The sequence below is a fragment of the Exiguobacterium sp. RIT594 genome (genome assembly GCF_003339585.1).
Classification (GTDB): domain Bacteria; phylum Bacillota; class Bacilli; order Exiguobacteriales; family Exiguobacteriaceae; genus Exiguobacterium_A.
The window spans coordinates 1188458-1210829 of record NZ_QPKF01000001.1; the positions used below are offsets into that span (position 1 = coordinate 1188458).

Annotated in this window: 26 protein-coding genes; 11 read left to right on the forward strand and 15 right to left on the reverse strand. The window is 50.7% G+C overall.

The genetic code is table 11. The features are described from left to right. Positions 1-4: 4 nt before the first annotated feature. Complete coding sequence (locus tag DVG79_RS06080; protein WP_114595918.1) at positions 5-1135, reverse strand: M20/M25/M40 family metallo-hydrolase; 1131 nt, start codon at positions 1133-1135, stop codon at positions 5-7. A gap of 15 nt (positions 1136-1150) precedes the next feature. After that, complete coding sequence (locus DVG79_RS06085; protein WP_233494579.1) at positions 1151-2062, reverse strand: cation efflux transmembrane domain-containing protein; 912 nt, start codon at positions 2060-2062, stop codon at positions 1151-1153. 233 nt (positions 2063-2295) lie between these two features. Here DVG79_RS06085 and DVG79_RS06090 point away from each other — a divergent pair, with 233 nt between their 5' ends. Beyond that, on the forward strand, positions 2296-3438 hold the full coding sequence (locus DVG79_RS06090) for an AI-2E family transporter (protein WP_114595920.1): 1143 nt from the start codon (positions 2296-2298) through the stop codon (positions 3436-3438). Here the strand turns inward: DVG79_RS06090 and DVG79_RS06095 are convergent. Continuing rightward, positions 3388-3954, reverse strand: a complete 567-nt coding sequence (locus DVG79_RS06095; protein WP_114595921.1) for a DedA family protein — start codon at positions 3952-3954, stop codon at positions 3388-3390. The two genes, DVG79_RS06090 and DVG79_RS06095, sit on opposite strands and share 51 nt — an antisense overlap. Positions 3955-4007: 53 nt before the next feature. Between DVG79_RS06095 and cls the strand changes: the two genes are divergently transcribed. Further along, on the forward strand, positions 4008-5447 hold the full coding sequence (gene cls, locus DVG79_RS06100) for a cardiolipin synthase (RefSeq protein ID WP_114595922.1): 1440 nt from the start codon (positions 4008-4010) through the stop codon (positions 5445-5447). A gap of 419 nt (positions 5448-5866) precedes the next feature. Here cls and DVG79_RS06105 read toward each other — a convergent pair whose 3' ends face one another. From DVG79_RS06105 to DVG79_RS06115, 3 genes are read right to left on the reverse strand one after another with little or no spacing between them, the layout of a single operon-like run. Next, entirely contained in the window at positions 5867-6331 is a 465-nt protein-coding gene (locus DVG79_RS06105; protein WP_114595923.1) for an NUDIX hydrolase, read from the reverse strand. Next, entirely contained in the window at positions 6328-6915 is a 588-nt protein-coding gene (locus tag DVG79_RS06110; RefSeq protein WP_114596562.1) for a YdeI/OmpD-associated family protein, read from the reverse strand. Before DVG79_RS06110 ends, DVG79_RS06105 begins: the two co-directional genes overlap by 4 nt. Before the next feature lie 13 nt (positions 6916-6928). After that, on the reverse strand, positions 6929-7591 hold the full coding sequence (locus DVG79_RS06115; protein ID WP_114595924.1) for a Type 1 glutamine amidotransferase-like domain-containing protein: 663 nt from the start codon (positions 7589-7591) through the stop codon (positions 6929-6931). A 241-nt stretch (positions 7592-7832) separates the two neighbouring features. On the opposite strand from DVG79_RS06115, the gene DVG79_RS06120 reads away from it, so the two are divergent. The 3 genes from DVG79_RS06120 to DVG79_RS06130 are packed head-to-tail and all read left to right on the forward strand — an operon-like array spanning position 7833 to position 10421. Next, the gene (locus tag DVG79_RS06120; protein ID WP_114595925.1) at positions 7833-8840 is read left to right on the forward strand and encodes an ROK family transcriptional regulator; all 1008 of its coding nucleotides are present in this window, start codon (positions 7833-7835) and stop codon (positions 8838-8840) included. Next, complete coding sequence (locus DVG79_RS06125) at positions 8837-10015, forward strand: MFS transporter (RefSeq protein ID WP_114595926.1); 1179 nt, start codon at positions 8837-8839, stop codon at positions 10013-10015. Before DVG79_RS06120 ends, DVG79_RS06125 begins: the two co-directional genes overlap by 4 nt. A gap of 25 nt (positions 10016-10040) precedes the next feature. Beyond that, complete coding sequence (locus DVG79_RS06130) at positions 10041-10421, forward strand: VOC family protein (protein ID WP_114595927.1); 381 nt, start codon at positions 10041-10043, stop codon at positions 10419-10421. A gap of 91 nt (positions 10422-10512) precedes the next feature. On the opposite strand, the gene DVG79_RS06135 is transcribed toward DVG79_RS06130, so the two are convergent. The 4 genes from DVG79_RS06135 to DVG79_RS06150 form a co-directional block, all read right to left on the reverse strand. Continuing rightward, positions 10513-11454 carry a sensor domain-containing diguanylate cyclase gene (locus DVG79_RS06135; protein WP_114595928.1) on the reverse strand — a complete coding sequence of 314 codons (942 nt, stop codon included), beginning with the start codon at positions 11452-11454 and terminating at the stop codon, positions 10513-10515. A gap of 186 nt (positions 11455-11640) precedes the next feature. After that, a complete protein-coding gene (locus DVG79_RS06140) occupies positions 11641-12621 on the reverse strand; it encodes a FecCD family ABC transporter permease (protein ID WP_114595929.1) in 981 nt (326 codons plus the stop codon). After that, positions 12622-13614, reverse strand: a complete 993-nt coding sequence (locus tag DVG79_RS06145) for a FecCD family ABC transporter permease (protein ID WP_114595930.1) — start codon at positions 13612-13614, stop codon at positions 12622-12624. A 55-nt stretch (positions 13615-13669) separates the two neighbouring features. Beyond that, the gene (locus DVG79_RS06150; protein WP_114595931.1) at positions 13670-14599 is read right to left on the reverse strand and encodes an ABC transporter substrate-binding protein; all 930 of its coding nucleotides are present in this window, start codon (positions 14597-14599) and stop codon (positions 13670-13672) included. A 169-nt stretch (positions 14600-14768) separates the two neighbouring features. Here DVG79_RS06150 and DVG79_RS06155 point away from each other — a divergent pair, with 169 nt between their 5' ends. Both DVG79_RS06155 and DVG79_RS06160 read left to right on the forward strand, forming a co-directional pair. Continuing rightward, complete coding sequence (locus DVG79_RS06155) at positions 14769-15530, forward strand: arylamine N-acetyltransferase family protein (RefSeq protein ID WP_233494538.1); 762 nt, start codon at positions 14769-14771, stop codon at positions 15528-15530. A gap of 14 nt (positions 15531-15544) precedes the next feature. Further along, on the forward strand, positions 15545-16024 hold the full coding sequence (locus DVG79_RS06160; RefSeq protein WP_114595933.1) for an NUDIX hydrolase: 480 nt from the start codon (positions 15545-15547) through the stop codon (positions 16022-16024). A 63-nt stretch (positions 16025-16087) separates the two neighbouring features. On the opposite strand, the gene DVG79_RS06165 is transcribed toward DVG79_RS06160, so the two are convergent. From DVG79_RS06165 to DVG79_RS06180, 4 genes are all read right to left on the reverse strand, one after another. Continuing rightward, entirely contained in the window at positions 16088-16798 is a 711-nt protein-coding gene (locus DVG79_RS06165) for a DUF554 domain-containing protein (RefSeq protein ID WP_114595934.1), read from the reverse strand. A gap of 51 nt (positions 16799-16849) precedes the next feature. Continuing rightward, positions 16850-17767, reverse strand: a complete 918-nt coding sequence (locus DVG79_RS06170) for a DMT family transporter (protein WP_114595935.1) — start codon at positions 17765-17767, stop codon at positions 16850-16852. Further along, on the reverse strand, positions 17752-18423 hold the full coding sequence (locus tag DVG79_RS06175) for a GntR family transcriptional regulator (RefSeq protein ID WP_114595936.1): 672 nt from the start codon (positions 18421-18423) through the stop codon (positions 17752-17754). The genes DVG79_RS06170 and DVG79_RS06175 overlap by 16 nt, the downstream gene beginning before the upstream one ends. A 91-nt stretch (positions 18424-18514) precedes the next feature. Continuing rightward, positions 18515-19282 carry a CPBP family intramembrane glutamic endopeptidase gene (locus DVG79_RS06180; protein WP_114595937.1) on the reverse strand — a complete coding sequence of 256 codons (768 nt, stop codon included), beginning with the start codon at positions 19280-19282 and terminating at the stop codon, positions 18515-18517. 162 nt (positions 19283-19444) lie between these two features. On the opposite strand from DVG79_RS06180, the gene DVG79_RS06185 reads away from it, so the two are divergent. From DVG79_RS06185 to DVG79_RS06195, 4 genes are read left to right on the forward strand one after another with little or no spacing between them, the layout of a single operon-like run. Continuing rightward, complete coding sequence (locus DVG79_RS06185) at positions 19445-19768, forward strand: PadR family transcriptional regulator (protein WP_114595938.1); 324 nt, start codon at positions 19445-19447, stop codon at positions 19766-19768. Then, positions 19769-20530, forward strand: coding sequence for an HAAS domain-containing protein (locus DVG79_RS06190; protein WP_114595939.1), 762 nt, complete (start codon positions 19769-19771; stop codon positions 20528-20530). A 3-nt stretch (positions 20531-20533) separates the two neighbouring features. After that, a complete protein-coding gene (locus DVG79_RS16170; RefSeq protein ID WP_199505845.1) occupies positions 20534-20707 on the forward strand; it encodes a hypothetical protein in 174 nt (57 codons plus the stop codon). 39 nt (positions 20708-20746) lie between these two features. Next, positions 20747-20989 carry a hypothetical protein gene (locus DVG79_RS06195; RefSeq protein ID WP_114595940.1) on the forward strand — a complete coding sequence of 81 codons (243 nt, stop codon included), beginning with the start codon at positions 20747-20749 and terminating at the stop codon, positions 20987-20989. Positions 20990-21054: 65 nt separating this feature from the next. Here DVG79_RS06195 and DVG79_RS06200 read toward each other — a convergent pair whose 3' ends face one another. Then, positions 21055-22290, reverse strand: a complete 1236-nt coding sequence (locus tag DVG79_RS06200) for an MDR family MFS transporter (RefSeq protein WP_114595941.1) — start codon at positions 22288-22290, stop codon at positions 21055-21057. Positions 22291-22372: the final 82 nt, after the last annotated feature.

Consider the following 22372-nt stretch of genomic DNA (forward strand, 5'->3'; position numbering starts at 1 on the left):
CCCCTTACGCTGACGGATCTGGGAAGGACGGCATCTGCCGGACCAGTTCCAAGGCAAAAACGACGGCTTGTTCGAACTCGGCGATCGGAATGTATTCCTCGACCGTATGAATCTCTTCATAACCGATCGACACATTGACGACGACTTTGCCTTGTTCATTAAAAACGTTGGCATCCGTCCCACCGCCGCTCCGTTCAAACCGGGCAGGACGACCGATGGTTTCCAGACAGTGTTTGGCATGTGCGAGCAACGGATGGGTGTCTTCAAAATGATAGCCGGTGATGAGCGGTATCGCCTTGAAGTCGAGTTTAGCGCCGAATCGTGTCACCTCCTCGTTTAAAATCGTTTCGATTGCTTCGACCTGATTGAGACACTTTTGATGATCAAACGAGCGGACTTCCGCGACAAGCTCGAGGTGTTCCATGACGACATTCATCGCCGTCCCCCCCTTCACCTGACCGATGTTCGCCGTCGTTTCGTGATCGATTCGCCCCAGTTTCATCCGGCTGATTGCTTGGGCCGCGACTTCAATCGCCGAAATCCCTTTTTCCGGCTCAAGTCCGGCATGGGCAGCGCGACCGGTCAGTCGGATATCCAAGCGGTACATCGACGGGCTCGTCGTAATGATGCCGCCGACCGGTCCGCCGTTATCGAGGACGTAACCAAATTTCGCCTGCAGCATCGACATATCGACGGCTTTTGCACCGAGGAGCCCGACTTCTTCTCCGGCTGTCAGGATGAATTCAATCGGACCGTGCCGGATTTGCTGTTCTTTTAACCGTTTGACCAACTCCAGCATGATGGCGATTCCCGCTTTATCGTCCGCACCAAGGATCGTCGTTTGGTCGGACTGAATCCGTCCGTCCCGTTCAAGTGGACGAATGCCTTGACCGGGAGAAACCGTATCCATATGCGACGAGAAAAAGACCGGTTCAATCGACGTGTCTCCGTCAAGCCGAGCAACGAAGTTATTGGCGCCCAGTCCCGTCTTTTCTTTCGTCGCATCTTCGTCGATCGTCAGACCGAGCACCTGAAAACGCCCGATCAAGTCCTGTTGAAACGGACCTTCCGCATAGGATACGGAGTCGATTTGAACCAGTTCCATGAATTCTTGGATCAGTCGTGTCGTTGACATCGGAGTTCCTCCTATTCATTCCGCCCATTTACGATTAGCCGTAAACGCGACGGTGAGCCACTTGGTTTGCGGCAACCACTCAAGTGCCGCGTCGATCTGTTCACGAATCAAATCTTGTTCCAGAATCGAATCGTAGCGGTAGTTTTTGGCGACAATCAGATCAATTTCGATGAAAATCAGACTGCCTGTTTTGGAAATCCGCAAGTACATATCATCGACTTCGTATTCATCGACGATTGTAGCGACACTCTGTTTGATATCGATCATCAACCGTTCACTCGTCGACATCCCCAGCATTTCCCGCATCGCTTGAACCATCTCCTTGACCGGATAACGGACCAAAAACAAGACAATCAGCATCAGCATGACCGGATCGACGTACCGGGCGACGTTTTCAAAAGACAACCAGATCGCCATACCGGCGATTCCGTAACCGACGACGGCACCGACGCCCATGATGACCGTCAGACGCCACTGTTCAACTTCCGCTGTCGCTAAAATCGAGCGTGCGGACCGGTTGAGTTGCTTCAGGTGGCGGTATACGATAAGCGCAATCAAGGCACTGATTGTCAGATAGCCGATGACAAATCCCAGTTCGACCGGATCACCACCCGAACGAATCGTGTCGATGGCAGCGACAAATGCGTAGATAAGTAGGAGAAAGACGATGAGATATTGAAAGAAAACAAGAATGGGTTCCAATGATTCTTTGCCAAACGGGAAGTGGACATCATCCTTGACGGTGATGAACCGGCCACCTCGAAGCGAAAAAACACTTAAGACGACACTCAGCAAAGCATAAAGTCCGTCAAACAGAACAAAGGAGGAAGAAAGAAGGAATCCGGCTGCAATGCCAAATACCGATAAGAAAAGAGAACTAAAAATGGAGCGTTGCAACAACCGGTCTTCGATGACCGGATCTTTCACTTGCGCCAACCGCTTCACCTCCCTTAACGGAAGTGGCTTTCAGGTCTGCTGAACGATGACGGCATGACACATGTCTGAACAATGAATCGAAGTTAATTTATGATTACCCCTTTTTTGAAGCAAATAACAATTAAATGTGAAAAAGCACATATCTTTCAGAATTTTCACGCTATTTCCGGCGGTTTCGGGGAAAGGATACAACATGCCACTTATTTTCGAGGGAGGAGATTGCCTTGTCCGGATTGATTTCCAATCGTTCCTTTCGCATCGGTCTGTTCATCCTGCTTGTACTTGGCATCATCTATATGGCACGACAGGTCGACTTTCTTTTTTATCCGTTACTCGTCCTGTTTACGACGATCTTCACCCCGTTCATCATCGCCGGAATTTTATTTTACCTCTCCGTTGGTTTCGTCGATTCACTCGAACGCCGTCTGCGTTCGCGCAAACTGGCGATTTTTATCGTCTTGCTTTTGTTGTTTGCCCTTGTCATTCTGTTTCTCTTGACCTTATTCCCGCTGATTACGAAACAGCTCTTCGCCTTCATCAGTGCCGTCCCCGGTTTTGCTGAACGGCTCTACCGCCAGTCCCTGTCCCTCTACGCCAAGTACGGGACGTCGATTCCGTCACTCGAGAGCCAGTTTTCATCGGTCGACAGCTCGATGAAAAGCGCGACCGCCATTCTTGGAAACGTCTTTTCCTCGATTGCCGGTTCCGTGCTTTGGCTGATTCAGTTGATTGCCTCGACCGTCTTCACATTATTCATCGCCCTCTTTTTATACGTCTTCATGTTGGTCGATGGAAAAAAATTACCGAACGCGCTCGTCCAGTTCATCCCGATCAGTTACCGCAAGGAAGCCCTGCTGATATTAAAAGACATGAACGGGACGATCCGTTCCTATGTCCGGGCGCAATTGATCGTCTGTACATTCGTCGGGAGTCTCGCGACACTTGTCCTCTGGTGGCTCGATGTCCCGTATTTCTTACCGCTTGGTCTGTTCATCTTCGCGACGAATATCATCCCGTACCTCGGACCGTTTCTCGGTGCGGCGCCGGCCGTCCTGATCGGCTTCTTGGATGAACCAATCAAAGGGTTGTATGTCATCATCGGTATCACGATCGTCCAGCAACTCGACGCCAATGTCATTTCCCCGCTTGTTCAGGGAAAATCGTTGAAGGTGCATCCGATTACGATTACGGTCGTCCTGCTCGTCGCCGGGCAACTGGCGGGAATTCTCGGTATGTTGCTGGCCGTTCCCTTTTACGCCGTTGCAAAGGTGACGGTTCTCAACATCATTAAACTCGCGCAACTCCGGAAAATGGCATTACGGACGGACAAACCAGTTCCGGATCGTGTCCCGGAAAATCCAACCTAACAAACAAGTCAGGATCAGCAGACCGGGTAACAGGATGACACCACCGTGGGTCGCCCACCACGTCGAAAACCGGTTCAACAGACCAAATGCACCGAGCCGGTTGACGAGAATCGTCCAAAGCAACGCATAAACGCCGGTTCCGGCAAGCGTGACAAGCACATACGGGCGATACGGATAGGCGAGCAGTCCTGCCATATAATGAATCGGACGCCGGACACCCGGCAGGAAAAATGACATCGCGATGGCGACCGTTCCTTTTTCCTGCAGAATCACTTCGGCTTTTACGAGATGTTTATTCGTCAAGGCCTTTTGAAAGACAGGCAGTTCACGAAAAAAACGGGGAATGCCGTAAAACAGATTAAAACACACGAAACAGGCGGACCAGACGGATAAAAAAATCAGGATAAGTGCTTGATCCTGGCGTAACCAGCTGCTGATTTGGCGGATGACCAGCAAATCATCCGAAATCGGGATGAACAAGATACTCGAGATGAACCGGATCCATTCCGAAAACATGTGTTTTCCCTCCCGTCGAAGTCATTCTTTCTGAAAACGAGGTGTTCGTATTGATGGACTATACCCTAATCTTGACGATTTTGCTCTACGTCGTGTTAATCGCCAACGTCGCTGCGGCAATCGCCATCCTGTTTTTTGAGCGGCGCGATGTCAGTGCAACCTGGGCCTGGTTGATGATTCTCTTTTTCTTACCCGTCATCGGCTTTTTGATTTACTTACTGTTCGGCCGTTCGTTAAAGCAGGACTCCTTTTATCACATCCCGGAAGACCGCCGGATTTCACGCGAACAACAACTGACGCTTCAAACCAATGATCCGGTTGACCTGGAATCACCGCTTCATCCGTACCGGAAGTTGATTCAGGCGAACCGGACGTCAGGAGCCCTGTTGACGGAAGCAACCGATGTCCGGACGCTGTTCGACGGCAACCAGAAATTTGATACGTTGGTCGCTGACATACAGAGCGCCCAAGTCGAAATCAACATCCAGTACTTTATCTTAAAACGCGATCCGCTCGGTGACCGGTTGTTAAATGCTCTCTTCGAACAGGCCAAACGCGGCGTCAAGGTCCGGATTCTGTATGACGCCGTCGGTTCCTGGAAACTCAAAGCGAAGGACTTCGCAGCGTTCAAACAAGATGGTGGTGAAGTCCGCTCCTTCTTCTCCTCGCCGCTCGGTATCTTCAACTTACGCATCAACAACCGGAATCACCGGAAACTTTGTACGATCGACCGGCAAATCGGTTACATCGGCGGTTTTAACGTCGGCTCGGAATATCTCGGAGAAGACGAACAGTTCGGCTACTGGCGGGATACACACCTCCGGGTCCTCGGCCCCGTCGTCAAAGAACTCGAATTTCATTTTGAACAGGACTGGGACGCGGCAAGTAACGACCGGACCGATTGGTCGACCGCCCCGATTCCACCGCTTGAAGTGACGACGGAGCGGGTACCGGTTCAAATCGTGACGTCCGGACCGACGTCCGAGACGGAATATTTGAAAAACATGCTGATTCAAATGATTCACTCGGCGGAAAAATCGGTTTACATCCAGTCGCCCTACTTCATTCCGGACGCCAGTTTCATGGATGCCTGTCAGATTGCGCTGGCTTCCGGCGTCTCGCTCAAAATCATGATTCCGAACCAGCCGGATCACCCGTTTGTCTACTGGGCGACGTACGCGGCGGTTGGTGAACTGATTCAGCACGGTGCGGAAGTTTACACGTACGAAATCGGCTTCATGCATGCCAAGACAATTGTCGTCGACGGAAAAATCGCCTCGGTCGGGACGACGAACATCGACGCCCGGAGTTTCCGGTTGAACTTCGAGATGAATGCGATTTTGTACGATGCGACGATTGCGGAAGAGTTGGAGCTGCTCTTTTTGTCCGACGTCGCCGATAGTAGCTTATTGACCCGGGAAAAATATGCCGCCCGTCCGCGGATGATCCGCTTTAAGGAAAGTATCTCACGCCTGTTGTCGCCGATTTTATAAAACTGGCTCGGTTATGAATTGAAAAACTTCACTCGAAAGGAGAACTTGTAAAAATAGTAAAAATTATGAAATAATACTCATTGAACTCATTTTAATTATTGGCTATTTAGCAATGAAAAGGAGGATGGATATGGGAATTTTGCTGATTGTAACAGTAGCATTTTTGCCGATTTTCTATAATATGCACAAACGCTTGCGGATTTTAGAAGACAAACTTCGCGAATATGAGCGGTAACGGGTCAACTGAATTTCACTCATTAATTAACTCATTTGTCGCTAAACATACTCATTTTGATTGATTTTGAGTATGTTTAGCGCATTTGACTATGTTTAATACGTTCATTTTCCTGTTAAACATATTCATTTGCTGTAAAAATGAGCATGTTTATTAGTAGAGACTAAATAATACGCGTACTACATTAATGACAGGAGAGGAGGCGGTTGACGGCTTCCCTGACCGCCCATACCTGATGAGCATGAAACAGATTGTCGACTTCATGCAAGACACACCAGACCAAACGGTGGTCCCCTTCGACTGCTGTTTGTATCCGTTCATGTAACGTCATTTTAAAAAAGAACGCGTCGTTGAGAATCGCTTTCCCGTCTGGTGTCACCACGTACTGCTCGGCACGGCCGATTGGCGCATCGATTTGAATCGTAAACCCGGTCTCTTCGAGCAACTCCCTGTGAAGTGCTTGCTCCGGTGTTTCTCCCCGCTCGATTCCTCCACCCGGCAACAAAAGATTATTTAATTTGGTCTCGACGGTTAAAAATGTCTGCTGTCGCTGATCGTATGCGACGCCATAGACACTTTGCTTATACTCGTAGTGCCGTCCTTTCCGTTTCACACCAAAAGTTGGTCTCTTCTTTTCATCAGATATCATCGGTCGTCTCTCCTATAGTTCCCCGTTAATTTCCCGCCGTCATCCCACCGTCCGAGCATTTTTCCTTGTGCCGTGTATTTCAAAAAGTTGGCCAAGCGTTTTTCATATTCCGGACTACCGGGTTTGTACTCCTGAATGTAACTGATCCGGACCCGGACATACAGATCGGGCAACGTCTTAAAAAACTGATAGGTTGCTGCGTCTTTTTTTAGTTCCTCGAGAATCGCTTCATCGATGTCAAACGGTGTCTCTAAATTCGGCAAGACCTTTCTGCCTTGTTCGTGCATCTTTCCGAGTGCCGTCAAACGACGGACGCGTTCCTTGTTCAGTTCCGTCCAGTGACTGTTTTTACGGCGTGGCGTAAAGCGTTGGGCTTTTGTTGAGTCATCCATCTTTTTGCTGATTCCGTCAATCCAGCCAAAACAAAGCGCTTCCTCAACCGTCTCGATGTAACCCAGCTGGTAGTCACGCGCATCCCTTTTATAAAAGACGAGCCATATCTCGTTCTCTGTTAAATGGTTACTTTCCAAGCAATTGCGCCACTCTTCGATTCGTTCGACATGTAATTGTGTCGTGATGTCCATGAATTCCTCCGTTTTAATCAAATCGTTTCCAGTGACCTTCTGAAATCACTTCCACAACGCCATCAACAACCTGAATCGCCGTTTGATCATCAATCGCATAGGATGGTCCTGTGAGATCAGCCGCCCATTTGACGGCTTCGTCCAATGTATTTTCCGGTAACAGTTCGTGATCCAGATGCGGGAAAATCGAAAATTCAACTAATCCAAGGGTTTCATCTGACGTTGTATCAGGTGGTGTCCATTCCACGAACGCTTGACCAATCCGCGGCGTAAGCACCATACTGCCGGCACTCAATCCGACGTAGACTGCTTTTAGCGAAGGCAATCGCTCTGCAAGTCCCGACTTTTTCATCCAGTAGTTTAAAAATAACGGATCCCCGCCATTCACCAACAGCACATCTGCCTGTTCGATAAGCGGTACCCAGAGTGATTCATCCAGACTCGGTAGTGCCGTCAATTCGAGAACGCCCACCGACTGAAATCCTAATTCACACATCGGTGTTGAACCGGTTCCTGTGATGAATGAGTACGCATGGTACGGACCCTCTTTCATTCCGTAAACGGCCGTCGGAATACAGAGTGCATGTGCCTTCGCAATCGGTTTTCCGAGTAAATCAATGAGCGCACGACGTTGACTGTCATTTTGAATGCCGCCTGAAGTCAGCAATAATTTCATAAGAACCCTTCTTTCTAGATGAGATATCGAACCATCTTACGATTATATATATTTCCTCATTTTTAAACGATTTCCCTGCCAGTCATTCCGCACCTTTCAAATCACCCATGTCATTTCTTTCCTGTTTCGCTTACGACAATCAGCTTAAATTTTTAAAAGCATTTGCTATTTGAGTCTTTGCTTGCTACACTCAATCCGAGTACTTATTAAAATATTTTAAAAAGTAGAAAGGAGGTCCCGAATGGCTGGTATGAACACGGACTTATTAATCCGCTTGCGGCAAGCCCTCTTATTCGAACGGCTTCACACAATCCCGGAACTGAGCCGGACGCTTTCGACGAGTTTTCCGACAATCAAAAAACACTTGGACCTTTTAATCGAGCATGGTGAGGTCGACGAAGAGGATTCGGATGTATCGAGCGGCGGACGTCCGGCCAAACGCTACCGTTCCCGGGCCGATCACACTCACGGACTGGCGCTTTATCTCGAACTCGATGCCATCGGTTACCGGATTTTCGACGCTGTCGGCACGTTGCTGACGAACGGAACGGAATCGGTTCCCCGCAAGCACCCGCACGTTCCGGCTCTCGTCCGTCTAATTCACCGGTTGCTTGCGCAAGATCCGCGCATCACTTTTTTAAGTGTCGGCGTCGCAGCATCGGTCGAAGACGGGAAAGTCTTTTTTGCACCGGACTATCCGTCCCTGCAACAGGTCGATCTGAAACAGACGCTCGAATCCGAGTTTCACTTACCGGTCGTCGTCGAAAACGACATGAATGCGGCTGTGGTCGGATTCCACGAAGCAGATCAGAACCGTCAACAATCGTTGATCTATTTGTACTTAGGAAAAAACGGTCCCGGTTCCGGGATTTTGATCAACGGTCAGCTCGTGCGCGGAAGCAGTCATTTTGCCGGTGAAATCTCCGTCGTCCCACAATACGACAAGATGACATTCGGACAAGCGATTGCCAATCGGCAAACCACCTTGGATGTCCGGACGATTGATGCGATCAGCCGCTTGACGGCGACGTTCGCCGCGACACTGAATCCGCATCTGTTGATTTTTAACAGCGCGGAAGTGACGGCGTCAGATTTGGAACAAATCCGGACGACAACAGCCCGCTATATCCCGGAAACCCATATTCCCCGGCTCGTCCGGAGTAACTGGGAAACCGATTATCTGAACGGCTTGACACGTCTCGGATTACAACTTCAGACAGAACAACCAATAAAGGGGACATCAACATGAGTGGAGTCTGGTTACTCAGCATCATCTATCTTGCCTTCATCAGTTTAGGATTACCGGATTCGTTACTCGGCGTCGCCTGGCCCGTCATGCGGACAGAGTTCGGGGCGGATCTTGAAGTCGCCGGCTGGTTGTTCATGACGATTGCCGGCGGGACAATCATCTCGAGTCTGTTCAGCGGCAAGATTCTCAACCGGTTTGAGACGAGTCATGTCACCGCCTTTTGTGCCGCGATCACGGCCGGCAGCCTGCTCGGATTTTATTTTGCCCCTTCGTTACTGTGGCTGTTTCTGCTCGCAATTCCGCTCGGTCTCGGTGCCGGAGTCGTCGACGCGGCGCTCAATCATTTTGTCGCGACCCGTTACAAAGCGCACCATATGAACTGGCTCCATTGTTTTTGGGGCGTCGGTGCGACGACCGGACCGTTAATCATGGCGGCGATGATGAGCGAATCGGGGGACTGGCGTAACGGCTATTTGACCGTGGCTCTGGTCCAGTTCGGTCTTGCCTTGCTGCTCGTCTTAAGCGTTCCGCTTTGGAAACAGGCACCGGTCGCAATCGCAGCACCACCTGAAGATCTGTCCTTACACGGGACACAGGCGAAGCGTTTGACCGGTCTACCGTTCGCCCTCGCTTCATTTGTCCTCTATTGCGGTGCAGAAGCACTGATCGGTTTATGGGGCAGCAGTTATCTTGTCCAAGTGAAGTCGTTTTCGGTCGAGACGGCGGCCACCTGGATTTCCGTCTATTACGGCAGCATCACCGTCGGCCGGTTTTTGAGCGGTTTTTTATCGCTCCGGATGACGAACCGCCAGTTGATCCGGTTGGGGCAAGGGACGGCTCTGCTCGGCAGTCTGCTGTTCTTCCTGCCATTCGACGGTTTGATGCTGACCGGATTTATCCTGATCGGACTCGGACTTGCGCCGATCTATCCGGCCATGTTGCACGAGACACCGGTCCGGTTCGGACAGGATGCGGCGAAACGCTTGATGGGGGTTCAAATGGCCTTCGCCTACAGCGGCAGTACGTTCCTACCGCCTTTGTTTGGTGTCCTCGCCTCGTTCCTGACGCTGCAGCTATTCCCGGTGACAGGCTTCTTGATGATCTTGTTCCTGTTGCTTTGTTCCGAACGGCTTAATCGTGTCCTTGCGAAACGGGCCTTATCCCGCGCTTCCTAAATCATTCAAAAAGGAGTCTGCTCTCATGAAAATTGAACATATCGCCATCTGGGTCAAGGATCTTGAACGGATGAGAACCTTTTACGAAACGTATTTCGAGGCACAGGCCAATGCGTTGTACCATAATCCGCTCAAAGGATTTTCGTCCTACTTTCTCCACTTTAAGTCAGGCCCACGGCTCGAGTTGATGCACCGGACGGATATCGACCACGATGCCCCGCGCGACCGGTTCGGTTATGCCCACATTGCTTTTTCGCTCGGCAGCCGCTTCGCTGTCGATCAACTGACGGCACGGTTGGAGGGGGACGGCTATACCCGGCTTGACGGGCCACGTCTGACGGGTGACGGTTACTACGAAAGTGTCTTTCTTGATCCCGAAGGACTGACGATTGAATTGACCGTCTGACGCCAATTCAAAAACACCATGCTGTTTCGTACGCTTCCGGTCAAGGAGACGTCGAACTTCATGGTGTTTTCTTTTGTATGTGTTCGGCCAATCATTCTGTAAACAGTTTGTACCTGTTTTTTCCTGATGATTTTGCTTCGTATAACGCGATATCCGCTTGGCGGAGCAGCGTTTTCAGACTGATGTCAGCGTCTTTGTAGGTGACGATTCCGATGCTGGTCGACAGTTCATATGTGTCCCACGTACTCAACCGGACAAGAATTTCATCTGCTTGATCGATCAATGCTTGCTGAGAATCAAAGTGCGTAAACCGAATGACAAATTCGTCTCCGCCCAAGCGGACCGCATATGCTTCTTTTTGTCCCGCAATCAGTGACTTCAACCGCCTTGCGACCTCCTGCAGAACAGCGTCCCCGGCATCGTGCCCGTACAGATCGTTGACATTTTTGAAGCCGTCCAAATCAAGGAAGAACAAAGCCCCTTCCGTCTGCGGATGTTGGTCGAATTGATGTGTCAAATACCGCCGATTGTACAGATCCGTCAACATGTCACGCCAGGCAAACCGCTCGAGTTCCAGATAATACGAAAACAGGCGGACGATCCGTTGCAGTAACTCGATACTCTTGCTCTCGAACAAACTGACTTCATCATTGATGGCGCACAATGTACCGAACTTTTCTCCGTTCGCAAGCGAAATCGGAATCCCTAAATAGGACTGAACATTCGCCCCCTCCAATACTTCCCTCATGCCGTCGAGACTGCGGTCTTTTGTGACATCTTCGTATATAAGCGGTTGTTTCGTTTGAAAATCGATTCGTTGGCAGAGCGAGTAATTCAAATCAATGAACATTCCTTCTGTGACCGGCATCCGGGTCTGCTCTTCGGACAGTTTAATGATCAATTGCTCGGTCTCATTGATGGCTGATAAATAAAACAGCTGTTCCGGCAGAATCTCTTTTGCAAGATCCAGTAAATCATCTGCTAAATCATCAAATTTCGTGTACATTTTCAGTTCTTCAAAGTGTATGTTCATTCAGCACCTCGACACGTCATAGTTTTTAAACACTTCGTCTGAGTTTTTTTATAGACAGCATCTGCTAATCTATTTCATTTTACCATATATCGGATATTGATTTACTGTTCAACTCAAAAAAACACCGCCTTGTCGCACAGTCTCTCAACAGAGAAACGGGTACAAGGCAGTGTGTTTTGGTCGCATTCACGCGCGGTTTTTCCGCAGCAGATACAAGAAGTACGGTACACCAATGATTGCTGTGATCAATCCGGCCGGAATTTCAAGCGGCGGATGAATCCCGCGCCCAATCGCATCGGCGACGACCAACAGTCCGCCGCCGACGAGAACGGCCATCGGAATCAACAGGTGGTGCCGGTGACCGATCAAACGTCGGGCCATATGCGGGGCAACGAGTCCAAGGAACCCGATTGATCCGACCATCGCGACGGCGACACCAGCGAGAACAACAGCAAGCGCGAGAAAGACATACCGGGTTCGTTTCATCCGTAACCCGAGACCGATCGCCGCGTCTTCACTGAGTGACAGAATATCGAGTTGCCGGTGTCCAGACCAGATGGCGAGTCCGAGAATCAGAAAGACCGGCGCCAGGACATACACTTCCGTCCAGCCTTTGCCGAACAGACTGCCGGCAAGCCAAACGAGTGAATCATTCGTCTGGAGCGGAAACTTGATCAACAGATATTCCGTTCCCGACGCACAAATCGCACTGACGGCGATGCCGAGCAAAGCAAACGAACTGTGTTGCAGCTTGCCGTGATCGGCAAGTAACATCAGGGCAATCATCACGAGTGCCGCTCCGCCCATCGCTGCAAGCGGCGTCAAAACGAGCGGACCGTCCGGAAGTAACGCAATTGTCAAAACGGCAAACAAGGCCGCTCCGTTCGTCACGCCGATGACGTCCGGGGAGACGAGCGGATTCCGGATGATCGCCTGCAACAAAACACCGGATAGGGCAAAACAACCGCCGGCGAGTAACGCGAGAAGTGTCCGCGGCAACCGGTAGTTCAAGACGATGAAGGCACTTCCATCTCCTTGCAGGGCTGCGACGATTTCACCCGGTTTCAAGTAGACGGAACCGACGCCGAGCAACAGAAAACTGAGCACAGTGACAAGGAGCGACATGAGGACGAGACCAAGCCATGGTTGTTGACGGAGTCTGTTCATTTACGCCACCCCTTTCGTCTGACGTTTCGCTAAATACAAGAAGAACGGCGCCCCGAGTAATGCCGTCACGATCCCGACCGGTGATTCATAGGGATAAGCGATGAACCGGGCGAGGACATCGGCAGACGTCAGCAACAGTCCGCCGCATAACGCGGACACCGGCAGGACATACCGGTAATCCTCCCCGACCAGGCGCCGGACGATGTGCGGGACCATCAGACCGATGAAGCCGATGGCTCCGGCGACGGCAACCGTCACACCGGCCAGCAAGACAACAGCGACGGCTGCCAGCATCCGGATTCGGGTGATGTTTTGCCCCAGTCCGACGGCGACGTCCTGACCGAGTTGGAAAATGGCCAGCGATTTGGCCAGGCTTAAGGCTAAGATCAAGCCGATGATCGACCACGGCACAATCAACCGGACTTCAAGCCAGCCGCTGTCACTGATCGAACCGGATAACCAGTACAAGACATTCGTGATCCGGTCATTGAACAAAATCAACCCTTTCGTCAAAGACGTCAGCAACAAGTGGATCGCCATCCCGACGAGGGCCAGTTTCAGACTCGTCATGCCGCGGACGGAAGCAAACGAAAAGACGAGCAACCCGCCAATCATTGCACCGAGGAAAGCGAAGTACACGAGATTGGCCGTCCCGAGCGCCGGGAACAGCAATAACGCGAGAACCACGAACAGCGAGGCGCCGGCGTTGACACCAAATACCTGCGGCGAGGCGAGCGGATTCCGGGTGACCGCCTGCATCAATGCTCCGGCGACGGCTAGGTTTGCCCCGAGTATCAGTCCCAGTACTAATCGTGGTAATCGAAGTGTCGTCAGGACCAATGTTTCTTTTGACAAATCACCGGATGACCATTCCCGGATGGCTTCGAGCGGCCGGATCGTCGTCACGCCGAGAAACAGACTGAGATAGGAGCTGAGTCCAATCAGCACAATAAGTAGAACGAGCAAACGGATCAATCGTGTTTTCCGAATCATCAACGGATCCCCCTTTCATCAACAAAAGCCAGATTCCTCTGGCTCGTGTCGTCGTTTATGGTTTTTTCGGATACAGCAGTTGAATCGCTTCGTCGACGATTTGTTCCGCTGCGTCCAGTCCGCGGTAACGGGTCCACAAGTCACGATTGACTTCGTAGACTTCACCTTTTTTCACAGCCGTGATCTGATTCCAGAGCGGATTCTTTTTCCACTCGTTGAGCAGTTTCGGATCGGCTTCCGCCATGAAGATGACGTCCGGATCCCATTTGACAATCTGCTCAAGCGTAATCGTCACAGTTGGTTCCGCTGTTTTCGTGATGGCATTATCGATGCCGAGTTTTTCAAGCAGTTCCCCGTCAAACGATGTCTCTCCGTGTGCCGTCAATGAATCGGACCGGAAGACACCGACCATGATTTTGCGTTGATCGTCCGGATCGACTTTTTGTTTGGCAACTGCGAGCCGCTTGTCATGCAGTTTCAGACGTTGCTCCATCTTATCGGTCTGTCCGACGGCTTCCGCGATGCTCTTGAACGATGCGATGTTTTCCTGATAGGTCGCGTTCCGGCTTTTTAAGATGATCGTCGGTGCGATTTGTTGCAGTTGTTTGTAAATGCCTTTATGCCGGTTGAAATCTCCGATGATCAAGTCCGGTTTCAGTGAACTGATGACTTCGAGATTCGGTTGCTGGCGTGTCCCGACTTCCGTAAAGGAAATCTTCTTACCGAGCAGCCCCGATACATCATCCTTGTTTTCCTGTGCGATGCCGACCGGTTCAATGCCCAGTTCGTCGAGGGCATCGACGAACGAGAACTCAAGAGCCACGATCCGTTTCGGATGGTCCGGTACGTTCGTTGTTCCTGCTTCATGCGTGACAGCGTGCGTCTTTTTCGTCGTCTCTTCTTTCGCTTGTCCGGCACATGCCGCAAGCATCAGACAACTCATTACAATAAGCGCTAATGCGCCGGTCATTCGTTTTCGTAACATGAGGAGCCTCCTTCTTCATCCGGAATGAGAATCATTCTTAATTAATCCTGTTTCAGCATAACAAAGTTCATCACGAAACAAAAGACCAAATATTATTTTCAGATAACATGTATCCTGTCATGAACGGGAATATGCGATAATGGAATCATCGATTAAAGGAGGAATTGTCTTGTCTACATTTATTAAAGACGTAGCCGGCCGGATCCATTATCCGCTCGGTCATACGTTAACGTTTGCCGATTTACCGGCGCTGCTTGAAGCCTTTGCCTATCACCTGCCGTTTGATAATGCAGCGGTTCTTAAAAAAGAGTCGGTTCCGTTTGACCAGAACCGACTACGACAGACCTTCATCGAACGTCAGGCGGGCGGTGTCTGTTATGATCTCAACCATTTGCTGTACGAAGTGTTACGAATCAAAGGGTTTGACGTTTCACTTCTCAAGGCGACCGTCTTCGATCAGGAAAATGACGTCTGGTCCGCGACCGGTCCGACCCACGTTGCTGTCCTGCTGTCGCACCAGGAGCAGACCTATCTCGTCGATACGGGATTCGGTGTCAATCTCGCCTTACGCCCAATTCCTCTGACCGGAGAAACGATCACATCACCGAGCGGCAACTACCGGATTGCCCCGAACGGTGCCGGTTATCAGCTGGAGATGTTACGGACCGGTCAGGATGACGAGTTTGTCATCGGGTACCATTTCTACACGCAACAGACGATCGAACCGGCTGCTCTATCCGACATGGAACAGATCATCCAGGAGCATCAGGCTTCCCCCTTCAACAAACGCAGTCTGCTCGCCATCCGTAAGGCCGATGGACACCGTATTCTGACACGACAGGCGTTGACGACCTGGACCGACGGCAAGAAAACGATTCAACCGGTCACGTCTGACGACCAGTATGCCGCCTGGAAACACGAATTTTTTTAAGGATGTGATGATGCTTGTATCGTTATACAATCTGTTTAATCCGACAGGCCGATCAGTGGTTGCTGCTGAACCGGCAAAAACAACCGGCGATGGGGATGTGGAACGGGGTCGGCGGTAAAATCGAAGCCGGTGAGTCACCGGCGGAATCCGTCACCCGGGAAACGTTCGAAGAAACCGGTCTTACGGTACCGGACGTCCAGTTCGCCGGGACAATCCTCTTACAGGCAGAGGCGACGGTCGGGATTTATTTGTTCCTTGCCGAACTTCCGCCTGATCAGCTCCTCGTGACACCGCTCGCGACCCGGGAAGGCATTCTCGACTGGAAACAACTCGACTGGATCCTCGACCCGGACAATACCGGTGTCATCAGTAATCTGAAGACTTACCTGCCGCACGTCTTAAAACAGACGACACCACAGCTCCACACGTTTCACTATGACGGGCACCGGCTGCTTGAGCACCATATTTCTGAACTGGAACAAACCATCCGTTAAAAAAGACATCCGTTTGCCTGCTGCTGACCGAAATCAACAGTGCAAACGGATGTCTTTTAAGTTTCAGTTAAAACCAAACAGTTCCAAACCAGTCACGATCAATGCGACCATCACGATACCGGGTAGGAGATTCGCGACCCGGATTTTCGTGATGCCGGCGAGGTTCAAGCCGATCGCTAAAATCATCACTCCGCCCGTCGCCGTCATCTCGACGATAAATTGTTGGAGAATGGCGTCCGGAACGAATTGCGTAATGGCAACGGCACCAAGGGCAATCGCCCCTTGATAGACGAGAACCGGAATGGCCGAGAAAATCACCCCGATGCCGAGGGTGGAACTGAGGACAAGTGCTGTGAAGCCATCAATCAGACCTTTCGTATAAAGCACGTCATGATCTTGCCGCAAGCCGCCGTCGAGTGCGCCAAGCACCCCCATCGCTCCGATGACGAAAATCAGCGTTGCCGTGACAAATCCTTCTGCGATGTTTGACGGACGGCCCCGACCGATTTTCAGCTCAAGCCATTCACCGACCCGGTTCAATTTTTCATCAATCCGTAACCATTCGCCGATTGCGCCTCCTAAAACAAGACTGCCGATGACGATCAGGAAGTTTTCACTCTTCAGTCCCATCTGGACACCAAGGACGACGACGGCAAGACCGATTGCCTGAACGACCGTCTCCTTCATCCGTTCGGGGATTTTATGGAACAGCAAGCCAAGTAATGTTCCGACAATGATTAATCCTGTATTGACGAGTGTACCGGTTAAGACCATCCTATATCCTCTTTTCTAAGTAATTGTAATTACATATGGTATTTGAAATAATTATATTCCCGGTACTTCTTTTGACTGGGCCTGCTTTAAACTGTGAATCGTCATTCCGAGCATGACAAGCAGCATCCCGAACAACGCGAGACCGGTCGGAAACACGGCGTGTAAAAACAGCATCTCCCCGAGCACGGTGAACAGGATTTCAAACGACTGTGTCGCTTCGACGGCTGCAAGACGAACCGGTTCCGTCCGGACGAGTGTCGTCGCATAAAAGAACAGTGATGTCGCAATGACGCCGGAGAATAAGGCAACCAGCCCCGACTGTCCGACTTGTCCTGCGGACGGTAAGCCGACCTGTATGTAGGCGATCGCGGATAACACGAGCCAAAACGGCAGACTGGCCACCGTCATCCCGAGAATCCGGTCAAAGACGTCGAGTTCGTCGCCGTACCGTTCCATCATCTTCCGGTTGCCGAGCGGATAGGCGATCGCGGCACAAAGGACCGGAATAATCCCAAGCAACAGCGTCTTAAGCGACAGTCCTTCCGCGACCGACAGTTGCATCAAACAAACACCGGCGACAATCAGCAGCGAATAGCGCAGCGACGCCCAGGGAATCGATTGCTTAAAGAGTGGTGCGAGCAACGGTCCGGCCAGAATCGTCACTTGCCACGTCCCGGCAATCAACCAGCCGGGCGAATAATCGGCAGCAAGACAAATGCCGCTGTAAAAAATCCCGAAGCCGATCGTCCCGTAGGTCAGCCAAAAACGCGGCGCTTCCCGGAGTGCCGACCAGACACGACCGAGCCGACGCCGATAGGCGACAATCAGAATCAATAGCGGCAACATCAAATAAAACCGTAAGGCGGCACTGTAGATCCAGTGCCCCCCGCTCCCTTGCATCGACTGGTTCAGGATGAAGGTGACGGCAAAAAACATCGCCGCGAATATCCCGATCACGATTGGCCGCATGGTGGTTCCTCCTCTAAGGCGGCGACCAAATGTCGTCCGAGACCGTTCCAGTTGTGTTCCGTCGCACGGACGAGGGCTTCCATGTCCCCGTTTTGACACGCTTCGATGATGGTTTGATGATCCGTGACCGAGTCATGCCCGTGGCGGCTGAATTGGGCATACTCGAGCCGGCGGATCAGCGGCGTCAGCCGGTTCAGCGTTTCCGTCACTTGACCGTTTTGACTCCGTTCGAGGAACACTCCGTGAAAGGCATCATCGAGTCGCAGGGCCGACTCTGCGTCCTGACGTTCAATCGCTTCTTCAAATGCTTGCTCGATCTCAATCAATTGTTCGATGTCTGTTGCTTGCAGCAACGGGAACGCCAGACGTGCCGCGAGCGCATGCAGCGTCGCGACGATCGGAAACGTCTGCCTTGCCTGCGTCGCGTCAAGCAGCGTGACATTCGTCCGTGATCCCCGTTTCGCGACGACGAGTCCCTCCTCCTCCAGTTTTTTCAACGCTTCGCGGACCGGTGTCCGGCTGACGCCAAACGCTTCCGCAAGCTCCTGGTCGTTCAGCTTTTGACCCGGTGCAAGTGTCAAGGTAATGATTTGCTGTTGCAATCGTTGATAGACTTCTTCACTTAAGGAAGTTCGTTGAATCGGTTGAGTTTTCATAAAACTAATATATTACATATCAATTCCGGCTGTACAGTCTTTTTTCCAAAAAAATGAAGCAACCGGTACCGGCTGCTCCTTGGCTGTTTCTTTACGTTGTAAGCGGTCGCTTCAGATGGCTGAGATCGTGCCGTTTGAGCAACAGCAACTGAATCAGAATCGCCAGCGCGACAAATACTTGCGCAACGAGAGAGGGAATCGTCAAGTTCACATTCAATACCTCCGCCGCGATACTTGAAAAATCCCATAAAGCATGGAACAAGATCAACGGCCACAGATTGTTGAGTTTCAAGGCAATCAGGGCAAAAAACAAGCCGAACAAAAACGTATTACCGAGCTGAAAGACCATCGCACTTAGTGGTATGAAAGCAATCAGATTCAAGAGATGAAATGACGAGAACAAAGCGGCGCTGATCACAATCGCCCGGTATGGATGCTGTTCCGGATGGAGATTCCGCAGGATGATCCCGCGAAATAATACTTCCTCATTGAAACCGACGAACAGGCAGGTCACAAAGATGATCGCGACCAGTTGAACGGTGGTTGCCGACAGATCGCTATAGGACGCGACCAATGCATTGACGACGAGGACAACCTGATACAATACAATCAGCAGAATCGGCAGGTACCAGACCAGTCCCCTGATTTTCAGTTCGGAAAAGCCGACGGCTGCAAACGAACTGGTGCGACGGATGAACAGAATCAGAAAAATCGCTGTTACTACTTCTCCGAAGATCACAATTCGCAATAAATTAGGATCCCCATAGTAAAGACCGAATCCGAATGCCGAGACTGCCATCGCAATCCCCATGATTAGAAAGACGACAGCCGACGCTGTGACGATGGTCCGCTTTTCCATCAGTGCTCCCTCCTTTGGAACCAACTGACCGTCTGTTGCTTTTACCTGTTATTTACCTCATTTCCGGAAAAATAAGCGTTCTTTTTATCTACTACCTTGCTTTACAATATAGCAAGCCGTATACTTACCTTGTATTACATGATAGCGAAACGAGGAATCGAAATGTCATCAACGCAAATGTTAAAAGGCATCCTCGACGGGTGTCTCCTCGCCTTGATTGCAGAGGAAGAACTGTACGGTTATGAACTAGCGACGAAGCTCGCCGCATACGGATTTTCCGATATCAGCGAAGGAACGATTTACCCGTTGCTGATGCGGATGCAAAAACTCGGCTGGATCGAAGCAACGCACCGTGTCTCTCCAAGCGGACCAAAACGGAAGTATTATACCGTGACGCCGGACGGCCGAACGGAACTGGCCGCCTTTACGACACGCTGGCAGAAGTTATCGGCAAGCGTTCAACATATTCTGAAGGAGGAATCTTAAATGCAGACCTTATCTTCCGCGTCCGTTCGATTTTTGGCGGATTTAAAACTCTATTTACTGGCGTCCGGAAAAAATGAACAAGCGACACAGGATATCGTGACGGAACTCGAGAATCACTTACAAGAAGCAGAAGCCGACGGTAAGTCGACCGACGCGATTACCGGTGCCAGTCCGGCCGACTACATGAAATCCATCGCATCGGAAATGACGACGGATTACCGTGAATCGTTTGCCATCCTCTTGCAAATCTTCACCGGTGTGTTCTGTTATTTACTGTTTCAAGACCTGCTTGACGGACCGCTCGCGTACAGCCTTTATTTTCTGATCGGCTTCATCGTGTTGATCAGCCTGTTCCTGATTGCTCTGAGTCAATTATTTCGGTACAGCGCCACTCATGCCGACTCGAAACGACGATTCGTCTGGTTCGGCCTTTACGGCAGTCTGACGTTTCTGTTGTTAATCGGACTGTTTTTCACGGATCCGCTCGTTCCTTCGCCGATGATTCATTTCTCCTGGTGGAGCAGCTGGCTGATTGGTCTGTTTGCCTTTTTATTCACCGTCTACACGGCTTACCGGGCAAAAACCTGGATTTTACCGCTTGGACTTCTTGCGTACCTGTTGCCGCAAGTCGTGATCCGGTTCGGATTTGATGGCTCGCCACTACTCGCTGTACTGGTCGGCTACCTCTTTGCGACCAGCACCATGACCGGTCTGTTTTTTTATGAAACGAACTTCAAAAAATCGCAACATACGGAGGGGTAACCGATGTCTCAAACGCTGTTATTTGTTGTCATCATTCTGTCGCTCGTGATTTGGTTGACACTCACAAAAGAAGTCTCCCAATCTTCCGAAGAGATTAATCGTCCCAAAATGCTGACCTTGTTGAGCGCCGGCTGTCTGTCGACTCTGATTTTGATTCTCGCACTTGTTCAACGATAACCGTCGTGTTCCTCCAATCAAACGCTAAGGAGATATTTCATGAATATCAAAATAGTTCTCCCAAGCTTCATCCTGATTTATCTGTTGCTCAGTCTCTCTGCTGTCTTCGGAATCGGCTACGTGATTGACTGGGTACCGGAAGCGACGCTTGGTCAGAAGTTCAACGGTTATGTCATCGAAGGACTGAAAAAACAGTTCCTGCTGAAAAGCTTATGTGCCGTGATTGCAAGTATTGCCCTGAGTCTTGTGATACCAAACCGCACGGCGGGAAAACGTATGTAATGCCACAAAAGACGTTCCTCTCAGTTTTTTGAGAAGAACGTCTTTTGCTGTATGGCCAGTGTCGCTTATGAAGCCTGCTGTTTTTCAGCGATTTTTTCGTTCCGGAACAAACCGAGGTAGACCAGTCCAAGGCCGAGACAGACAATCAGTCCAATGTAGACACTCATCATGAACGGCGCAAGTACTGCTCCTAGGATGAGCGTCGACCGCGACAATAAATCGGCACCTGCATGTGACGTTCCGGCAAAGGCCGAGTAAGCGCCGCGTTGGTCGGCCGGCATCATGTTGGCTTTTTCCGCGTTCAGTGTCGGTGAATAGAGCAACTCCCCCATCGTTGCGATGAAGATAAACGTCAGTAACAGCGTCAGTGAATTCGCACTCGTCACCGTCGCGTAACCGATGATGTAAAGGGCCAGTCCGCCGACGAGCGCCTGTTTATTCGTAAAGCGGTTCGACAAACGCTGGATGAAGAACGTCAGACAGACAACAAGAATCGTATTTTCGATATTGATCAGACTGAGCATCCGGACGCCGTTGACGGTCAGGTCACCGATCGTAACTGTGTCGAATTCGTCTGCCAGGCGGACGGCAACATAACTCCCCATCGAAAACTCGGCCGCAAGAATACACATTGAGCCGAAGACGACTTTGACGAACGGCCGGTCACGCCAGGCAATCTGATAACTTTTCCCGAGATCCAAAAATACATTCCGGAGCGGTTGTTTCTGCCAGACGTGTTTCGACTCGTCGAGCAGGAAATGATAAGCAACCGGTAACAGCAGCGATGTACACGTCAGCAGGCTGAACAAGAACAGCCGGTTACTGACATAAAGCCAGCCGCCGAGCGCCGTCCCGAGAGCAATCGACAGATTGATTAACCAGTAGTCGATCGCATACACCGCCCGCCGGTTTTCCGGTGTCGTTGCGTCGATGATGATTGCACTCATCGCCGGCCGACCGATATTGCTTGTCACCGTGAAGATCGCATAGGCAACCGTAAAGAGCAGCATTTGATTGGCGGCAAGACTGATCGTCATGACTAAAAACATCAAGCCGGTCGCACTCGTCGACAGAACAAGCAACCGTTTTCGTGGGAAGCGGTCGGCGAGGTAACCTCCGATCAAGCCAATCAGGAAGCTGATAACCACTGTCCCGATCAAAAAGATCCCGGCAAATACTTTATTGTACGCTTGAACAAATAACAGTGCCATAAACGGCATGATGGCGAACGAAATCGTCCGGTTAAAAAACGACGTTACAAGTCTTACTTTAATTGGTCGAGGCATTTCTTTCCATTTCATGTTTTCACCTTCCATTCTCTACCTGTATACTAAACAAGACAAGTAGATAAAAAAATGGACATCGTCAGAAAAAGATGTCCCC

Coding starts and splice junctions, on each gene's coding strand:
- DVG79_RS06080 (WP_114595918.1), bottom strand. CDS start 1,135: ATGTCAACGACACGACTGATCCAAGAATTCATGGAACTGGTTCAAATC.
- DVG79_RS06095 (WP_114595921.1), bottom strand. CDS start 3,954: ATGTTTTCGGAATGGATCCGGTTCATCTCGAGTATCTTGTTCATCCCG.
- cls (WP_114595922.1), top strand. CDS start 4,008: ATGGACTATACCCTAATCTTGACGATTTTGCTCTACGTCGTGTTAATC.
- DVG79_RS06105 (WP_114595923.1), bottom strand. CDS start 6,331: ATGATATCTGATGAAAAGAAGAGACCAACTTTTGGTGTGAAACGGAAA.
- DVG79_RS06110 (WP_114596562.1), bottom strand. CDS start 6,915: ATGGACATCACGACACAATTACATGTCGAACGAATCGAAGAGTGGCGC.
- DVG79_RS06115 (WP_114595924.1), bottom strand. CDS start 7,591: ATGAAATTATTGCTGACTTCAGGCGGCATTCAAAATGACAGTCAACGT.
- DVG79_RS06120 (WP_114595925.1), top strand. CDS start 7,833: ATGGCTGGTATGAACACGGACTTATTAATCCGCTTGCGGCAAGCCCTC.
- DVG79_RS06125 (WP_114595926.1), top strand. CDS start 8,837: ATGAGTGGAGTCTGGTTACTCAGCATCATCTATCTTGCCTTCATCAGT.
- DVG79_RS06130 (WP_114595927.1), top strand. CDS start 10,041: ATGAAAATTGAACATATCGCCATCTGGGTCAAGGATCTTGAACGGATG.
- DVG79_RS06135 (WP_114595928.1), bottom strand. CDS start 11,454: ATGAACATACACTTTGAAGAACTGAAAATGTACACGAAATTTGATGAT.
- DVG79_RS06140 (WP_114595929.1), bottom strand. CDS start 12,621: ATGAACAGACTCCGTCAACAACCATGGCTTGGTCTCGTCCTCATGTCG.
- DVG79_RS06145 (WP_114595930.1), bottom strand. CDS start 13,614: ATGATTCGGAAAACACGATTGATCCGTTTGCTCGTTCTACTTATTGTG.
- DVG79_RS06150 (WP_114595931.1), bottom strand. CDS start 14,599: ATGTTACGAAAACGAATGACCGGCGCATTAGCGCTTATTGTAATGAGT.
- DVG79_RS06165 (WP_114595934.1), bottom strand. CDS start 16,798: ATGGTCTTAACCGGTACACTCGTCAATACAGGATTAATCATTGTCGGA.
- DVG79_RS06170 (WP_114595935.1), bottom strand. CDS start 17,767: ATGCGGCCAATCGTGATCGGGATATTCGCGGCGATGTTTTTTGCCGTC.
- DVG79_RS06175 (WP_114595936.1), bottom strand. CDS start 18,423: ATGAAAACTCAACCGATTCAACGAACTTCCTTAAGTGAAGAAGTCTAT.
- DVG79_RS06180 (WP_114595937.1), bottom strand. CDS start 19,282: ATGGAAAAGCGGACCATCGTCACAGCGTCGGCTGTCGTCTTTCTAATC.
- DVG79_RS06185 (WP_114595938.1), top strand. CDS start 19,445: ATGTCATCAACGCAAATGTTAAAAGGCATCCTCGACGGGTGTCTCCTC.
- DVG79_RS06190 (WP_114595939.1), top strand. CDS start 19,769: ATGCAGACCTTATCTTCCGCGTCCGTTCGATTTTTGGCGGATTTAAAA.
- DVG79_RS16170 (WP_199505845.1), top strand. CDS start 20,534: ATGTCTCAAACGCTGTTATTTGTTGTCATCATTCTGTCGCTCGTGATT.
- DVG79_RS06195 (WP_114595940.1), top strand. CDS start 20,747: ATGAATATCAAAATAGTTCTCCCAAGCTTCATCCTGATTTATCTGTTG.
- DVG79_RS06200 (WP_114595941.1), bottom strand. CDS start 22,290: ATGAAATGGAAAGAAATGCCTCGACCAATTAAAGTAAGACTTGTAACG.